We start from the raw sequence: 15,825 nt of genomic DNA on the forward strand, positions 1-15,825 counted from the left end.
GGTCAATGAGCCTGCGGGAAGCAGACTTCTGCGGCGGCATAGCCGAAAAGTGCGCGCCTGCCCGATATCGCGTCGATCGCTATCGTGGCCCGCCGACGGCGTCGATCCAGCCCGGTGACGCGGCCACGGAACTCGATCGCTTGCGAGGTGAACGCCGGGATGCGCACGTAGTGCGTGTAGGGCGCGAACTGCGCGCGGAACCGGGTGACCGCCACGGGATCACCGAGCCAGGAGTTCAAGAACGTGGTGGCCAGGCCGAGTTTCAGCGACTCGGCGGCGACCGCAGGATCGGTGGCGTCGTGCTCGCCGACCACCCTGGCGAAATCCCGCAGATCGTCGTGGGACAGGCGTATGGTGCGCGCAGGTAGCTCGGTGTCGATCGTCAGGTCGTCGAAAGCTACGGCGGGACACGCTATCCGGGTGGGTTCGTCCTCCGCAACGACGGTCAGTTCATCGAACGACCGCACGAGACCCGGTCGGCCGGGTACGCAGTCGTCGGCGGTTCTGGTCAGCAAAGCGGTCGTCCCGGTGTGCACCACCATGCCGTGCTGATCGATGAGCGCACCTTTGACCGTCAGCACGCGATAGTCGGCGAAATGGTGTCCGGACTCCACTCGGACGGCACACGTCAATTGATCGCCCGCGACCAGCGGCCTGCCGAAGTCGAATATGTGATCCACGTGCAGAATTCGAGACGGGCCATAGTTGTCGACCAGCGCACCGAGTATTTCGCGCTGCAACCCGACAAGAACCGCGGCAGCGAATGTCGACGGCGCGAGCAGCTCATCGAAGCCGAGCTCGACAGCCGCGTCCGCACTCCAGTGCGCCGGGTGAAAATCCTGGATGGCGCGGGCGAATTCACGAATCCGGGACCGGCGAACGACATATGGTGCCGTCGCGCCGTCTCGGTGCTCGATCAGGACCCTGGCCTGCTCGGACGATGTCATGGCGACCATCGTCGGACATCGGGGGCCACCTGCCAGGTAGTCGGCTGCCTCCCTGGACATCTCACGGTTCTTCGGGGGCATATTTGGTGAAGAACACCTGCGTTCCACCGAGCCGGGTCTAATGTGAAATACGGGGGGCTGTGTCGATTACCTAACCGTGGCAACACCTTTGGTGAACTGTCCAGATCCCGATTCGCCCGCTGGGTCACTCGCACAACCGGCTCTAGTGTTGGCGCAGTTTCAGTGCCGTCGAATGACGTACCAGGCACTGCGGCTCGAATTATTGCGCAGAAACGGGAAGGCATGCCATGAAACGTAATTCGTCCTCGCTCACCGCAGCGGTATTCGTCGGGATATCGGCGCTCGTGTTCGGTATCTCCGGGGTCGGTGCGAACGCCGCACCGACCGCTGAACCGACGGACCAGACGCTCGCCGACTACATCGCCGCGGGCCGGAAGGCCGCACCGGTCGCCGAATCCGGCAGCGGCTCCGGCTCGGCCTGCACGTCCGGCAGCGGGGCAGGCTCGGGCAACGGATCAGGTAATTGCTACGGCGGCTCGGGCAGCAGCGCGGGACTGTCCGGTGGATATGCCAGCGACACAGTCGGATACGGCCCGCCGATGACCTCCTGGCTGGCCGCCTTCGGTTACGGCCTGCTCAATCCGGATGTCGCACCGCCGGGCGCGAACGACTGGGCATGCAAGCCGACCGCCGACCGGCCGCGCCCGGTGATCCTGCTGCACGGCACCTGGATGAACGCCTACAACGGATTCGCGTTCATGGGGCAGCCGATCAAGGACGCTGGCTTGTGCACCTTCACCGTCAATTACGGTCGGTCCACCCCGATCCAAGGCGGCGGCCTCGGTACGGTGCTGCCCGGCGCGATGGGCACCGGCTACATCCAGGACTCCGCCGCGCAGCTGGCGACGTTCGTGGACCGGGTGCTCGCCGCCACCGGCGCAGCCGAGGTCGATATCGTCGCGCACTCGCAGGGCGGCGCGATGGCCAACTGGTACACCAAGTTCCACGGCGGCGCAGACAAGGTGCGCCACCTGATCACCTTCGGCGCGACTCACCACGGCACCACCCTGATCGGCATCGGCGCGCTCGGCCGCGCGATCAACAACTTCGGCATCGACATCCTCGGTTTCGTCGAGCTCTTCGTCGGCCATGCGGGCATCCAGCAGACGGTCGGTTCGGATTTCGTCAACCGGCTCAACGCGAACGGTGACACCGTCGCAGGCGTCGACTACACCGTCGTCGGCTCCCGCTACGACGAAGTGACCACGCCGTACGAGCTGACCTTCCTCCGGCCCGTCGCCGGCGCGACGGTGCAGAACATCACCCTCCAAGACGGCTGCGAGCAGGACGTTTCCGACCACCTGACGATCATGTACTCGCCACGCGCACTGTCCATCGCGCTGCGCGCGCTCGACCAGGCAGGCCCCGACCTCGTCTGCACCGCCAACCCATGGTTGCTCGGCGGGGGCGGAAAGCTCTAGCCCCGCGGCGCCGCTCAGGCGGTGCGGTAGGACCGCGCGACCAATGCCGAGCGCAGATACCACAGGCCCGACGGCTGCGACGGATCGAAACCGGTGAGCTGGCCGATCCGTTTGAGGCGATAGTCGACAGTGTTGGTGTGCACGTGCAGGACTCGCGCGGTCCGCTGGCGGTTGAGGTTGTTGCCGATGTGGCGCTGCAGGGTTTCCAGCAGTTCGGGATGCTCGTCCAGCGGGTCGAGCAACTGGCCGAGGTACTCACGGCCGGGACCCGGCCTGGTCAGCTGATATTCGAGCGCGAGCTCGTCGAACCGGTACAGCCCGGCCACCGCTTCCAGGCGCTGCACCATGTCGAGCAGTTCGTGGGCTTGATCGGCGGCGTTGGGAATCTGTTCCGGGGTGGCCTCGATCATGGTCGCGGTGATGCCGACCTGAGCGGCGTGCGACAACTGGGTCACCAGTCCGTCGAAGCCCTCGTTGTCGAATCCGTCCGACGGAATCAGCACGGTGCCACCGTCGACGCTGAGCAGCGACAACGCGCGATCACCGCAGCGCGTCGCGAGCTCGGCCTGCACCCGGCGCAGCTTGCGGCGCGCGACGACCTGGCTGTCGATCATCGGGTTGTTCTCCTCGCGGTGCGGCGGAATCGCCACGGCGAGAACGGCATACGAGGTGGCGATGGCAATGCCGCATTCGCGGGCCATGGTGGAGGTACTGTGCCCGCCGAGCAGGGCCGAGGTCAACGTGTGCACCGCGGTGTGATGTTCGCTGACCACGGAGCGCAGTTCCCTGATGTAGGCGACCGAGATCGCCGAGCTGATCATGTCCAGCATTTCCAGCACCATCTTGGCGCCGTCGACCAGGCTGTCGTAGTCCTTGATGGACGCGTCGGACACCACCAGGTCCAGGCCCATCTTGAAGCCCTCGTGGATCGAGTGGTGGATGGTGTCGATCGGCACGCCCTCGCGCGCCCAGCCCGCGGCGGCCTCTTGCAGGCGCTGCAGCTTTCCCGGGATGTCCTGGCCGTCGAGCATGCTGACCGCGAATTCGAGGCAGACCCTGGTGATGGTGGTGACGTCGCCGGAGATCGCGTCGGACGGCAGTGTGCCGCAGGGGATGACGTTCTCGACGAAGTGCCCGACCATCTGACGCGATAACGCGCGAACGTCCTTGAGTGGCTGGGACATCGGCTTACCTGCAAGGGTCAGGATCTGCCTCGCCGAGTTGTCGATCGACATTGACCACTCCTTCTGCCCCCGGATCTCGTTGTACCCGCCCCCGGGGATGTAGCTGTGCGGCGCATTCACACTAATCGTTCGGTCTTCGGCGCGGACCGATTCGCCGGGTTCTGTGCTCTAGATGGAGACTGGTCGGTTGGTGTTGGTGCTTTGTCACAACGGCCGCGCAACGGCGCTACCAGCGGATCCTTCGGTGACGAAATCCGGTACCAGCGGTTCTGTCGGTTGCCCCGAGCGCGGACCGCCCTGGCGGTAGTATCGCTCGCGCTGGGCCAAACCCCAGGAACCAGGGGCTTGCCGGAGATATGCCGTGCCGGAGAGGGTGTGCAGTACCGGCATGGGTGCGCGGCAGGATGGCAGGGATGACGAACCGATAGGGGCTTGCGGTGAGACCGGCTCTGAGATGTCTTGTCTGGGAACTGGACAACACATTGTGGGACGGCGCGGTCAGCGAGGCGTCCAGTGGCGCACTACGTCCGGCGGCGCTGCGCACGCTGCGGCTGCTCAGCGAGCGCGGCATCTGGCACGCCGTGGCCAGCCGGGGTGATCACGACTTGACCATGGCCACCCTGTACCGGCGCGGCGTCTACGAGATGTTCTCCGCCGTCGAAATCGGCTGGGGCCCGAAGTCTTCGGCGATCATCCGGATCGGCGCGACGCTCGGGCTGAGCTTGGACACCATCGGCTTCATCGACGACGAGCCGGTCGAACGCGCCGAAGTGACCCGCGCGCTGCCCAAGGTGCGCTGCTATGCCGCCCGCAATGTCGACGTGCTTCCGGTGCTGCCGGACTTCCGGCCTGCGGTGCCGTCCGGACCGAACCGCACCCCGCCGATCGGCTTCGCCCGGGTACCCGCGCTGTAGACCCGCCGTTTTCCGTGCCCGCCCGCCCTCCGGCGTGCGGGCACGTTTGCATTGCGGCCCTGCGGATTACGCGGGCACCGCGATTTCGAGCGCCCGCAGGCGGGCGGGATCCGCGATCACTTCATAGGCCGCGATCCGATCGTCGCGCACGGTGACAACAAGCGCGAGCAGCAGCCGCCCACGCGGCGCGACAAGGATGCCGATCGCGCCGTCGACAACGGCAAGCGCGGCCACCCGCGAACGGCGTTGCAGCAGTACGGTTTCCTTCGCCACCTCGGTCGCGCCCGCGACCACGGCGGCGATTCCGGCGGGCAGCGCGGCGGGATCGGCGATCCGCACCACATCTGGGGCGAGCACCGCGAGCAGTGCCGCCAGGTCGCCGCCGCGGGCCGCGGTCAGGAACGCCTCGACCACCGGCCGCTGCACAGCGAGTCCCGGCGTGGTTTCCCCGCGCACTCGCTGCCGCGCGCGGCTCGCCAGCTTCTTCGTGGTCGCCGGTGTCCGCCCGACGATCGGCGCGATCTGATCGAACGGCAGCGCGAACAGGTCGTGCAGCACAAACGCCACCCGCTCGTCCGGCCCGAGCCGGTCAAGCACCACGAGCAGCGCGCGACCGACCGAATCGATCAGCACCGCTTCCTGTTCCGGATCGCTGTCGTAGGCGGTGTCGCCGAGTTCGGCGAGCAGGTCCAGCGGATCCTCCCGCCGAGTCGCGCGGGCCCGCAGCATGTCCAGGCAGATCCGGGACACCACCGTGGTCAGCCAGCCAGGCAGGTTCGCCACCTCACTGGTGTCGTGCCCCGCCAGCCGCAGCCAGGTCTCCTGCACTGCGTCCTCGGCCTCGCTCAGCGATCCGAGCATCCGGTAGGCCACCGCGCGCAACTGGCCGCGCTGCGTCTCGAAACGCTGCGCCAGCAGGTCTTGCGCGTGCATCGGTCACCTTTCCGTTCCGCCGTCCGTCACACGGAAGACAGCGCAACGATCGCAGACCGATCTGCACCACGAAACAGGAGGGTCTCCCCCATGTCCACCGCCTACATCATCGTCACCGTCGTCGCCGCGATCGCCATGCTGATCGCGACAGGCATCGATGTCTTTCGCGCCCAATGGGTGCGCGACAACATGAAAAGCTACGGGCTCCCCGAATGGACGCTCTATCCGTTGGCCGTCATCAAGGCCGCAGGCGCGCTCGGCCTCCTAGTCGGCCTTGTCATCCCCGCGCTCGGCCTGGCCGCCGCGATCTGCCTCGTCCTCTATTTCCTCGGCGCGATCCTCACCATCCTGCGCGCCCGCGGCTACGGCGACCTCGCCTATCCGATGCCCTATCTGGCGCTGGCGGCAGGCTCGCTCGGCTTGTTCGTCGCCTCCTGAGTCACCCCTTCAGGATGAACTGCGCCGCCTGCTCGCCGATGAAGACCGCGGGGGCGTGCGTGTGGCCACGGATCAGCATCGGCATGACCGACGCGTCGGCGACCCGAAGACCTTGGACGCCACGGACTTCCAGGCGCGGGTTGACGACGCTGGCCACGTCGGTGCCCATCCGGCAGGTGCCGACCGGGTGATACAGGGTGTGCGAGTAGCCGTTCAGCGCGAGCTCGAGGGCGGCCTCCCGATGCAGCGGCGCCTGCGGCGGGTAGATCATCGGGCCGAGCACGGCCTTCATCGCAGGCGCGTCGGCGATGTCGGCGCAGATCCGCAGGCCCGCCATCAACGCGGCGCGATCCGCGCCCGCACTGTCGGACAGGTAGCGCGGGTCGATCATCGGCTTGGCGGCCGGATCAGGCGAGGTGAGCGTGATCCGGCCCCGGCTGTGCGGGCGCAGCAGGACCGCGGCGAGGATGTTGCCGTGCTCGGTCGGATCGAGCAGACCCTCGTAATAGAACGGGGCAGGCGCATAGATGAGCTCGAGATCGGGCAGATCGAGTTCGGGTGTGCTGCGCACGAATCCGTACGCCTCGCCGACATTGGAGGTCAGCATGCCACGATGCCGGATCAGGTAGTCGAGCAGCTGGCGCGGCTTCTCGGCGGCGAACAGTGAGTCCGCCACCGTGTAGCCGAGGCCGGCGACGAGATGGTCCTGCAGGTTCGCGCCCACCTCCGGTGCGTGGCGCAACGCGCGAATACCCTGGCGCGCCAACTCGTCCCGGTCGCCGATGCCCGAAAGCATCAGCAGCTGCGGACTGTTGATCGCGCCACCGCAGAGAATGACCTCGCGGCGCGCCGCGACCCGGTGCGGCCCGCCACCCTGGTGGTATTCGACACCGGCGGCTTGGGTGCCTTCGAAGAGCACCCTGGTGGCCAGCGCCTCGGTGCGGACCGTCAGGTTCGGGCGGCGCATGGCGGGTTTCAGGTAGCCGTCCGCGGTGCTCCAGCGCCTGCCGCCGTGCTGGGTCACCATCGTCTGGCAGAACCCCTCCGGCTCCGGCCGATTCGGCGGCTCCAGCTCGAAGCCCGCCTCCTGCACCGCACGCAGGTACGCGGCGGTCGAGGTGCGGGGACTGCGCTGCCGCGAGATGTGCAGCGGACCGGCGGCGCCCTCGTCCGGATACTGCGCGTCCTCGACATTTTCGATCCGCCGGAACTGGTCGACCGCGGCCGCGAACCCCCACTCCTCACCCGCAAGCAGCGCCCACTCGTCGTAGTCGGCCCGGAACCCGCGCACCCACATCATCGCGTTCATCGACGACGAGCCGCCGAACATTTTGCCGCGCGGCCAGTAGATCTGCCGATTCTTCAGCTCCGGCTGCGGTTCGGTGAGATAGTCCCAATCGACCTCGGAGCGAAACAGTTTCGCGAACCCCGCGGGAATATGGGCAAACTTGTTCTTGTCCGGCGGCCCCGCCTCCAGCAGCACCACCGTGGTCGCGGGGTCCGCACTGAGCCGATTCGCCAGCACCGCGCCCGCCGATCCGGAGCCGACAATCACGTAGTCCGCAGTAAGCCCATCTGGTTGCACTGTCCCACTCCGATCTGCACGCCTACGGCAAAGATACGAGCTACCGGTGGACCGTTGTCCACTTTCGGCGCAACCGGAGCCAACTCACCGCCAAGGGAACTAGCACTTCACTCGGGGGTCGGCAGGCCGAGTCCCTGTGCCAGCGCCTGCCAGGCGCGCGGCAGGCCTGCCTCGAAGTCGGGCCAGGAATGCATGCCTGCCGGGCTGTAGTCGATGGTGGCGGGAATGTTCAGCTCGCCGAGTCTGGCGGCGAAGCGCTCGGTGCACGAGCGCGCGCCCGCCTCCAATGCCGTACCGCCGCCTGCCAACCGCAGCGCGTCGGCGACCGACGGCGACTGTGCGATCGCGACCAAGTCGGCGTCGGTCGGTGCACCGGTAGCGGCGGAGAGGTAGATCGCGGTGCCGCGCAACTCTTCCGCGCCGAGCACGCTGTCATGGGCCGCCCACTCCGGCGAAGACGGTGGGCCCCACAGGTTTTCCACGTTGCCGCCGCGCGAAGCCACCGTGATGGTGGTGACGGCGTGACCCAAAGGGTCTGCGGTGGAATAACATCCGCTCATGCCCGCAACGGCACGATAACGGCCGGGGTGCCGCTGGGCCAGCATCATCGCGGCCTGCGCACCCATGGAGACCCCGGCGATGGCGCGACGCCCGTCGGACTTCAGCAGCGACTCGACGATCGGCGGCAGCTCGCCGGTGAGGAACGTTTCCCAGCGATTCAGGCCGAGCGCGGTGTCGTGGCGCACCCAGTCGCTGTACATGCTGCCGGTGCCGCCACCGGGCACCACCACGTCTACCGGCTTGTCCGCGAAGTATTTCGCCGCGCCGCCCTTGCTCAGCCAACCCGAGGTGGCGTCGCCGTCGACGCCGTCGAGCAGGTACAGCGTCGGCCGTGGCGCGGCGCCCGCACCGCGCAGCACGTCGACCTCGATGACCCGCCGCATGGCCGCGGAGGCGATCTTCAGGCGATCGTGCTGGGGTCCGACATTCTCGACGGCGAGCAGTCCGGTCCTGGTCATCGACGGATCGATGGCGGGTGGCGGACCGCTCGGCACCCCGGGGACGTCGTCTGCGACCGCGGGCGCGGCGACGGCCGCGAGAACGATGGCTATTGCCGCCGTGCTGATCGGGCCCCGCAGACTCATCGCGCTACGACACCTCGTACTGCCTGGTCGGCGGGCGATCCAGGCAATCGGCCACGCGCGGCCGCGGCCACGATGGCGCGGCGCATTGCGCGAGAGCAGGTGGAGCGGTCATCGGTCATGCACAGGTTTTCGTCGGTGGCTTCGGGTCGGAGCCTACGCCCGACGGTGGGCGCGGCACACACTGTTCCGGAGTTCTTATGACAATTCCCGGTGGCTGCTGCCGGGCAAACGAGTGAACTTTCGGCGACTAATTCCGGAATGCGGAGCGTGTCGCGATCGGTCGGTGCGGTGGTCAACCGAACTCCTCTGTTCTCGGCGCGACCCGGCACGGCGCGATCGACGATAGTGTGAAATCTCAAGCCGACCAGCCGAATTCGGAATCATTGGTCGAGTTGACGTACGGCGGGTGACCGGGCTGGGCAGTATCACAATCGTCATCCGCTTCGGGCTCGACAACCCGATAGAGGCCTGGCGGCCGCTCGTCGGCGCGCACGCTGTCCAGCAAATCGTGTGTGCGAGCGGCCAGTTCGGGGATGCGGGCGGTCGGGCCGCTGGCCGCGGTCGCGGTCAACGGCACCTCCGCGGCTTCGCTCAGCAGGCCGAGCACGTCCGCGGTCACCGCGGGAACGCCGACGCGCGCCGACCGGTCCTCGATCGGCACAAGCACCGTGCCGCCTGCGACGGACAACAGCGACAACGCGCGCGAGCCCAGCGGATCGGCCAGCGCGGCCTGTACCCTGCGCAGCCTGCGCCGAGCCGCCGCGACGCCGGCACCGGGTCTTCGCTCCTCCGGGTGCGCCGGAATACTCAGCGCCACAACCTGATAGGCGGGCGCCACCGCGATCCCGGTCTGTTTGGCCAGCTCGGCGACGCCGTGCCCGCCGAGCAGCGCGGACACCAGGGTCTGCGCTGCGGTCTGGTGTTCTCTTGCTACCACGCGATGTTCGTCCACGTAGGCCGTCGAGGTGGTGACCGTGACCATCTCGAGCACACGCAGCATCAGCTGCGCGCCCGCGACCACCTTGTCGTCCTCGGTCTCGGCCGCAATGAACGCCAGACCCGAGCGGAGCTCGTCGTGATAGGCGCCGAGCACGGTCTCCAGCGCCACGCCCTCGCGCGCCCATCGTGTTGCGCTGCCTGCGATTTCGGGCGGTTCGGCGACCGGAGCCCGGCGCGGACCCAGCCGCTCGACCGCCGCCGCCACACAGTTTCTGGTGGCGGCGGCGACCTCACCGGACGAGGGGTCACCCGGCGGCCTTGCCAAGTAATCGAGCAGCTTCGATGCCAGATTATCGGAATTCGATCTCACCCGCTGTGCCGTCATGACTAATGAAGGCTAGCGACGATTTCCGGCCGCGAACGAGATACGCTGCCGGAATCGGGGAAGTCATCAGTGCCAACCCGGCTCGTTGGGCGAATTCACAAGAATCAGAAACATTTTCGCGAGAGAGCACGCACTACCTGAACGTGCTTTTCGATCGCTGAAAGTGTGCCACCCGCATAAAATCTGCGGCCGGGGCCGGGGGCAGCCGAAAGAAATGAGCGGCGCAGCGCCGACCGCGCAAACCGGCGCTGCGTCGCTCATTTCAACATTAAGCCCGGTCAGGCACCCGTGCCCAGCGCTCGACCCGACTGTCGGGAACACTCATCGCCGCAACGTCGGATGACTGGTACCTTGCACAAGCACCGCGCCCTTACGCTGGCAGCGCGGGGTGTTGCATGGATCAACGGAGCGCTGGGCGAACCTGTGAGCTGTCCCATGGGATACGAAGAACAACTGTGCAGCCGCTCGGACCCCCGATAGCATCGAGCGCTGCGCGCACCTACGGCGATACAGCAGAGTTCGAAGGGCAGGCACCACTACAGATGAGCGGTACGCGAGAGAAGCTTGAAGAGCTCCGGGGCATCCTGGAGCTAGCCGAAGAGCCCGCCGGTGAAACCGGCATCGCGAAGCGCAAGGCCAAGGGCATACCCAGCGCACGGGAACGGGTACGCGCACTGCTCGATCCAGGCAGCTTTGTCGAGATGGGCGCGTTGATGCGCGCGCCGGGCGGCGGCAAGAACGCCATGTACGGCGACGGCGTCGTCACCGGTCGCGGCCGCATCGACGGCAGGCCGATCGTGGTGATCGCGCACGACCAGACCGTGCACGGCGGTTCGGTCGGCGAGATGTTCGGCCGCAAGGTCGCCGCCGCCATGGAATTCGCCTACGAGAAGGCCTGCCCGGTCGTGGCGATCAACGACTCCGGCGGCGCCCGCATCCAGGACGCGGTGACCTCGCTGGCCTGGTATGCGCTGATGTGCCGCCGCCAAGAGGACCTCTCCGGGTACGTGCCGCAGGTGGCGGTCATGCTCGGCAAGTGCGCGGCGGGCTCGGTGTACGGCCCGGTCAACATGGATGTGCTGGTCGCGACGGACAAGTCGTACATGTTCGTCACCGGCCCCGAGGTCATCAAGGCGGTGACCGGCGAGCAGGTCACCGCGGAGGAGCTCGGCGGCGCCGCCGTCCAGGCCCGCAACGGCACCATCCACCATGTCGCGCCCGACGAGCAGGCCGCGTTCGACTGGGTGCGCAACTACCTCAGTTACCTGCCGACCAGCTGCCTCGAGCAGCCGCCGGTGGTCAATCCCGGGTTGGAGCCCGAGCTGACCAGCCATGACCTGGAACTCAATTCGATCATTCCGGACGCCGACAAGGTCGGCTACGACATGCACGAGATCCTGCTGCGGATCTTCGACGACGGCGACTTCCACGAGATAGGCGCCGACACCGCGCAGAACCTGATCACCGGTTTCGCCAGGGTCGACGGCCGCAGCGTCGGCGTGGTCGCCAACCAACCGCAGGTGCTCGGCGGCGCGCTCGACGCGCAATGCTCGGACAAGGCAACGCATTTCATCCGGCTCTGCAACGCCTTCGGGCTGCCGCTCGTCTTCGTCGTCGACACCCCCGGCGTGCTGCCCGGCGTCGAGGAGGAGCGCAACGGCGTGATCAAGCGCGGCGGGCGCTTCTTCCGCGCGGTCATCGAGGCGACCGTGCCGATCGTGACGATCGTGACCCGCAAGGCCTACGGCGGCGGCTACGCGGTGATGGGCTGCAAGCAGCTCGGCGCCGACATCAGCCTGGCCTGGCCGACCGCGCGGATCGCGGTGATGGGCGCCGAGAGCATGGTCGGCATCATCGGCCGCAAGCAGCTGGAGGCCACCCCGGTCGAGCAGCGCGCCGCGGTGCGCCAGCAGATGATCGACTTCTACAACGCCACCATGGCCACGCCGTGGATCGCCGCCGAACGCGGCTACGTCGACGCCGTCATCGAGCCTGCGCAGACCCGGCTGGAGATCCGCAAGGCGCTGCGACTGCTGCGCGACAAGTCGGCGACGAAGCCGAACCCGCGCAAGCACAGCCTGATGCCCGTATAAGGCAACGTCGCCCGGTTGTGTTGTGTCACAACACGACCGGGCGAATGATCATGGGTTGTCCGGTGCTGCGCAGCCGACCGGACGCGCAGCGCGCCGATGACCTAGCTTCGACAGTGTGCCCGGCCGTCGTTCGCCGCGATGGGGCCGGGCACGCGACGTGCCCGCCGCCTGTTCCCTACCCTCGCCGGCGGGCACGTCGCACACCCGCTCAGCTGTGGCTGCCCCAGCGCAGATCCGCAGTGGCCCACTCCATTTCCCACATCCGCAGGCGTCGCTGATCCAGGGTGTGCCGCAGCCCGACGTAGCAACCGGCGAGCAGAACCGTTGCCCCGAACACCGCGCCCGTGGTGAGCAGCAGGGCCTTGCTGAGGGCCTTGGATTGCGACGGTGGTTCGACGATCCTTCCGGCGCCGTTGAGCCAAAGGGTCACGGTCGCACCTGGTTCCACCACGGTGGGCGACTGGTAGTCGTCGGTGTGCAGCGTGCCGTCGGCGTCCTTCCACTGCACGGTGGCAGGCATGATCGGCGCGTACAGCGGCGCCTTCCCGGTCGCGGTCACCGTCGCCTCGATCTGCCGCAGCTGCGCCGTTTCGGCCTGCACCGCAGCGGATTCCGTGCGATAGACCCTGGTGCCGACCGACATGATCAGCACCGGCAGGATTATCAGGAACACCAGCGCCAGCGCGACGGCGACCAGGGTTTGCACCCGATCTTCCTTGCGGCGCATCGGATTACGATCCAGCCCGACGCGTCGGCACGTCCGGCGGTACCTGCTCACCGACTCAGTGGTCATGACGGTGACTCCTCGTTCCGGAATTCGGTGGTGAGTGCGACAAGAGTGTCGAAGTATTCCTCGATGAGTTCGGGTAGGCCGTTCGGATCGTCGCCTGCGGCCCACGCCTGCAGCGCTGCGATGAGCAGTCCCGCGCCCGCGGCCACCGCGGCGGCCGGGCGCGCGTCCCGCTCCGGGTCGACGCCGAGGCGAGCGGCGATGATCCGCACCGATTCTCGCTGACCTTCGACGCGAATGCGCTGATATCCGGCGAACAACTGCGGTTCGTCGTCGAATCGTTGGAACAGCGCCCACCGCCTGGCCAGCAGCTCCGCACGCTCGCCGCCGTGCTCGGCTTCGAACCAATCGTGGATGGCGTTGCGGTAGGCAAGCAATGGGGGTTCGGACACGGGCCTGCGGCACAGCGCGTCGTTGAACGAGTGCACGTCTTGGTCGACATCACCGAGGACGGCATCGACGATGGACGTGAAGTGGCGACTGAAGGTGCGCCGGGTGACCCCCGCGCGCACCGCGATGTCTTCGACGGCAACGGCGTCGAAACCTCGCTCGGTGAGCAGATCGAAGGCCGCGCGCGTCAGCGCCTCTCTGCTGCGTACGGTGCGCAGCCGACGGCCATCCAGATCGACACCGGTGTCGTTCATAACTTCACTCTACCACCTTATTGTCCCATTGGGACAATACATCGCCACGCCGTGTCGACGTGCCTCGGGAGCAGCAATCGGCACACCACGTCGAGGGCTGGTGGCAATTCGTCACGGTTATCAGATGCCCATTTCGGCGGCACCGAATCACGCCGGACCGTTCCGGTGTGCGAGAGGGGCAGCGTCAGCCCGTGGGTCCCGCGGGCTCATCGAGGATCGCGGGCTGGCGCCTGCGCAGCGCTTCGAGCAGGCCGACGGTGTACTCCGGCGGCGCGGCGTGCACCGAAAGTTGGTTCGCCACCGCGCGATACGCGTCCAGGTCGGCCTGCTTGTCCAAGTACAGCGCGCTGGTCAGCTGCTGCAGATAGACGATGTCGGGCAGGTCGGCCTCGGCGAAACGCAGGATGGTGAAGGCCCCGTCGGCCAGCGCGGGCCCGCCGACATGGTCGGCGAGCACCTGGACGGTGACGTTCGGCCTCGCCACCGCACGCAGCAGCTGCTCGATCTGGGCGCGCCACACCGCGGAGCCACCGATCGGACGGCGCAGCGCGGCCTCCTCGACGATCACCCACAATTGCGGCGGGTCGAGCCGGTCGAGGATGTTCTGACGGCGCATCCGCAGCGTGACCCGGCGTTCGATCGCGGACTGCGGCTCGTTCGAATGGGCAAGCGACAGCAGCACCCGCGCATATTCGGGGGTCTGCAGCAGCTCGGGCACCGCCCTCGGCTCGTAGGCACGGACCAGCGTGGCCGCCTGCTCCAAGCCGAGATAGGTGTCGTACCACTTGGGCAGCCAGTCGCTGTCCCGATGCCACCAGCCCGACGCGTTGGCCTGCCTGGCCAGCTCCAGGTACTCCTCGCGCTCGATCGGGTCGGCGATGCGATACAGATCCAGCAGATCCTCGAGGTCGCGCTCCCGGAAACCGGTGCGGCCCAGCTCGAGTCGGCTGATCTTGGAGTGCGAGCCGCGGATCGCGTCGCCCGCCTCCTCCCTGCTGATCTCGGCCGCCTCCCGGAGCCTGCGCAGCCTGCCGCCGAGCACCATCCGGAGCACGGTGGGGCCACCACCGGCCGGACTCATCCCGACACGGAGGGGTTCAGCAGACTGCCGCACCTCCGAAGCACGCATTCTTCGAGTTTGCCACGCGACGACTGTCCGTTTCTACTGCCCAAAGACCCTGTGCCGGTGACCGAAGACGCCGTGCTTTCAGCGCAACGCGACGTCCGCGATCGCCCGCCCGAACAGCTTTCTGCCATCACAGGTCGCGGTAAGCGCGAGGGTTGCCGTCCGCTGTTCCCGGTCGAGATCCTTGATCTTGCCCCGGAATTCGATGACGCTCGCCGTGGTCGCCGCCACCGGCGCGAACCCGGCGAAGCGCACGCCGTACCCGGTGACGGCGGCGGGATCGCCGAGCCATTCGGTGAGGTAGCCCGCGCCGAGGCCCATGGTGAGCAGGCCGTGCGAGACGACATCCGGAAGGCCTGCGCTGCGCGCGACCAGGTCGCTGAAGTGGATCGGATTCGAATCACCGGACACCCCTGCGTAATTCACCAGATCACCGCGGGAGAGCACGAACGAACGCGACGGCAGTTCCATGCCGACCGACAACTCGTCGAAGCTCGGCACCGTCCGCGGCGTCCGTTGCCGATCCTTCGGGTCGGCGGCCGGCGGTTCATCGAAACATTCGACCACACCGGCCTCTTCGCCCAGGGCGGCCCGCTGCAACGCGGCCTCGTGCCGGTCGGCGCCCGACTGCCCGGACATGATGACGCCGTCGACGGCCGTCCGCAGCTCGGTGGCGATCTCGACGCCGGTCTGGGCGACCGCGGTGGAGGTCGCGGTCTGCAGCAGCTCCTTGTGCTGGTTGGTGAGCACGTTCTTGGTCACCATGAAGTCTTTGTCGCCGAACTGGCGGAACGACTCGATATAGGAGACGCAGTGCAGCTGATCGCCCGCAAGCACGGGGCGGTGCACCTGGATCGACTGCTCGGTCTGCAGCACCTGGCCGATGTCGTAGGCGGACAGCACCGACTCGAACATCTTGCGCTGCATCAACATCAGCACGATCGAGGTGAAGGTGAGCGGCGCAACCAGGCCGTCGTAGCCAAGGTCGGCAGCCGCCGATTCGTGCCAGTGTGCCGGATGCCTGTCCTGCAGAGCGCGCGCGAATTCACGGATCTTCTCGCGCCCTACTTCGTAGTGCTCCGTCATCCGGTAGTGGCGCCCAACCAGGGCCTGCGCTTGTTCGGATGCAGTGGTCGTGATGTCGTTCATGTGCCTCTTTCGCGAATCCGCGGCGTCGAGCTCGCCCGGACCGCAACACAA

General features: G+C 67.4%; 14 protein-coding genes. 4 read left to right on the forward strand and 10 right to left on the reverse strand.

All coding sequences use genetic code 11. The annotated features are described in order from the left end of the window. Positions 1–2 precede the first annotated feature (2 nt). Entirely contained in the window at positions 3–947 is a 945-nt protein-coding gene (locus NA11_RS06450) for an FAS1-like dehydratase domain-containing protein (RefSeq protein ID WP_167837581.1), read from the reverse strand. Positions 948–1,255: 308 nt separating this feature from the next. Here NA11_RS06450 and NA11_RS06455 point away from each other — a divergent pair, with 308 nt between their 5' ends. Beyond that, positions 1,256–2,449, forward strand: coding sequence for an esterase/lipase family protein (locus tag NA11_RS06455; RefSeq protein WP_069160842.1), 1,194 nt, complete (start codon positions 1,256–1,258; stop codon positions 2,447–2,449). Between the two features lie 14 nt (positions 2,450–2,463). Here NA11_RS06455 and NA11_RS06460 read toward each other — a convergent pair whose 3' ends face one another. Further along, positions 2,464–3,684: a PucR family transcriptional regulator gene (locus NA11_RS06460; RefSeq protein ID WP_069160987.1), complete on the reverse strand. Its 1,221-nt coding sequence runs from the start codon at positions 3,682–3,684 to the stop codon at positions 2,464–2,466. Positions 3,685–4,070: 386 nt separating this feature from the next. On the opposite strand from NA11_RS06460, the gene NA11_RS06465 reads away from it, so the two are divergent. Further along, a complete protein-coding gene (locus tag NA11_RS06465) occupies positions 4,071–4,547 on the forward strand; it encodes an HAD-IIIC family phosphatase (protein WP_069160843.1) in 477 nt (158 codons plus the stop codon). Between the two features lie 66 nt (positions 4,548–4,613). On the opposite strand, the gene NA11_RS06470 is transcribed toward NA11_RS06465, so the two are convergent. Continuing rightward, complete coding sequence (locus NA11_RS06470; protein WP_069160844.1) at positions 4,614–5,480, reverse strand: sigma-70 family RNA polymerase sigma factor; 867 nt, start codon at positions 5,478–5,480, stop codon at positions 4,614–4,616. Positions 5,481–5,570: 90 nt separating this feature from the next. Here NA11_RS06470 and NA11_RS06475 point away from each other — a divergent pair, with 90 nt between their 5' ends. Then, positions 5,571–5,918 (forward strand): DoxX family protein, encoded by a 348-nt coding sequence (locus NA11_RS06475; protein WP_069160845.1) that lies wholly within the window; start codon positions 5,571–5,573, stop codon positions 5,916–5,918. 1 nt (position 5,919) lies between these two features. Here the strand turns inward: NA11_RS06475 and NA11_RS06480 are convergent, their stop codons facing one another. The 3 genes from NA11_RS06480 to NA11_RS06490 all read right to left on the reverse strand — a co-directional run bounded on the left by NA11_RS06480 (position 5,920) and on the right by NA11_RS06490 (position 9,957). After that, entirely contained in the window at positions 5,920–7,503 is a 1,584-nt protein-coding gene (locus NA11_RS06480) for a GMC family oxidoreductase (protein ID WP_069160846.1), read from the reverse strand. A 107-nt stretch (positions 7,504–7,610) separates the two neighbouring features. Next, a complete protein-coding gene (locus NA11_RS06485; protein ID WP_069160847.1) occupies positions 7,611–8,648 on the reverse strand; it encodes an alpha/beta hydrolase in 1,038 nt (345 codons plus the stop codon). A 355-nt stretch (positions 8,649–9,003) separates the two neighbouring features. Next, positions 9,004–9,957, reverse strand: a complete 954-nt coding sequence (locus NA11_RS06490) for an RsbRD N-terminal domain-containing protein (protein ID WP_069160988.1) — start codon at positions 9,955–9,957, stop codon at positions 9,004–9,006. Between the two features lie 557 nt (positions 9,958–10,514). Between NA11_RS06490 and NA11_RS06495 the strand changes: the two genes are divergently transcribed. Then, a complete protein-coding gene (locus NA11_RS06495; RefSeq protein WP_069160848.1) occupies positions 10,515–12,065 on the forward strand; it encodes an acyl-CoA carboxylase subunit beta in 1,551 nt (516 codons plus the stop codon). Positions 12,066–12,273: 208 nt separating this feature from the next. Here NA11_RS06495 and NA11_RS06500 read toward each other — a convergent pair whose 3' ends face one another. The 4 genes from NA11_RS06500 to NA11_RS06515 form a co-directional block, all read right to left on the reverse strand. Further along, the gene (locus NA11_RS06500) at positions 12,274–12,858 is read right to left on the reverse strand and encodes an Rv1733c family protein (protein ID WP_069160849.1); all 585 of its coding nucleotides are present in this window, start codon (positions 12,856–12,858) and stop codon (positions 12,274–12,276) included. Beyond that, complete coding sequence (locus NA11_RS06505) at positions 12,855–13,499, reverse strand: TetR family transcriptional regulator (RefSeq protein WP_069160850.1); 645 nt, start codon at positions 13,497–13,499, stop codon at positions 12,855–12,857. The genes NA11_RS06500 and NA11_RS06505 overlap by 4 nt, the downstream gene beginning before the upstream one ends. A gap of 184 nt (positions 13,500–13,683) precedes the next feature. Next, positions 13,684–14,628 (reverse strand): Sco1979 family transcriptional regulator, encoded by a 945-nt coding sequence (locus NA11_RS06510; protein ID WP_084654229.1) that lies wholly within the window; start codon positions 14,626–14,628, stop codon positions 13,684–13,686. 78 nt (positions 14,629–14,706) lie between these two features. Continuing rightward, positions 14,707–15,774: a fused (3R)-hydroxyacyl-ACP dehydratase subunits HadA/HadB gene (locus NA11_RS06515; RefSeq protein WP_069160852.1), complete on the reverse strand. Its 1,068-nt coding sequence runs from the start codon at positions 15,772–15,774 to the stop codon at positions 14,707–14,709. Between the last annotated feature and the right edge of the window lie 51 nt (positions 15,775–15,825).

Origin of the sequence: Nocardia altamirensis NBRC 108246 (assembly GCF_001612685.1) — a bacterium.
GTDB lineage: Bacteria > Actinomycetota > Actinomycetes > Mycobacteriales > Mycobacteriaceae > Nocardia > Nocardia altamirensis.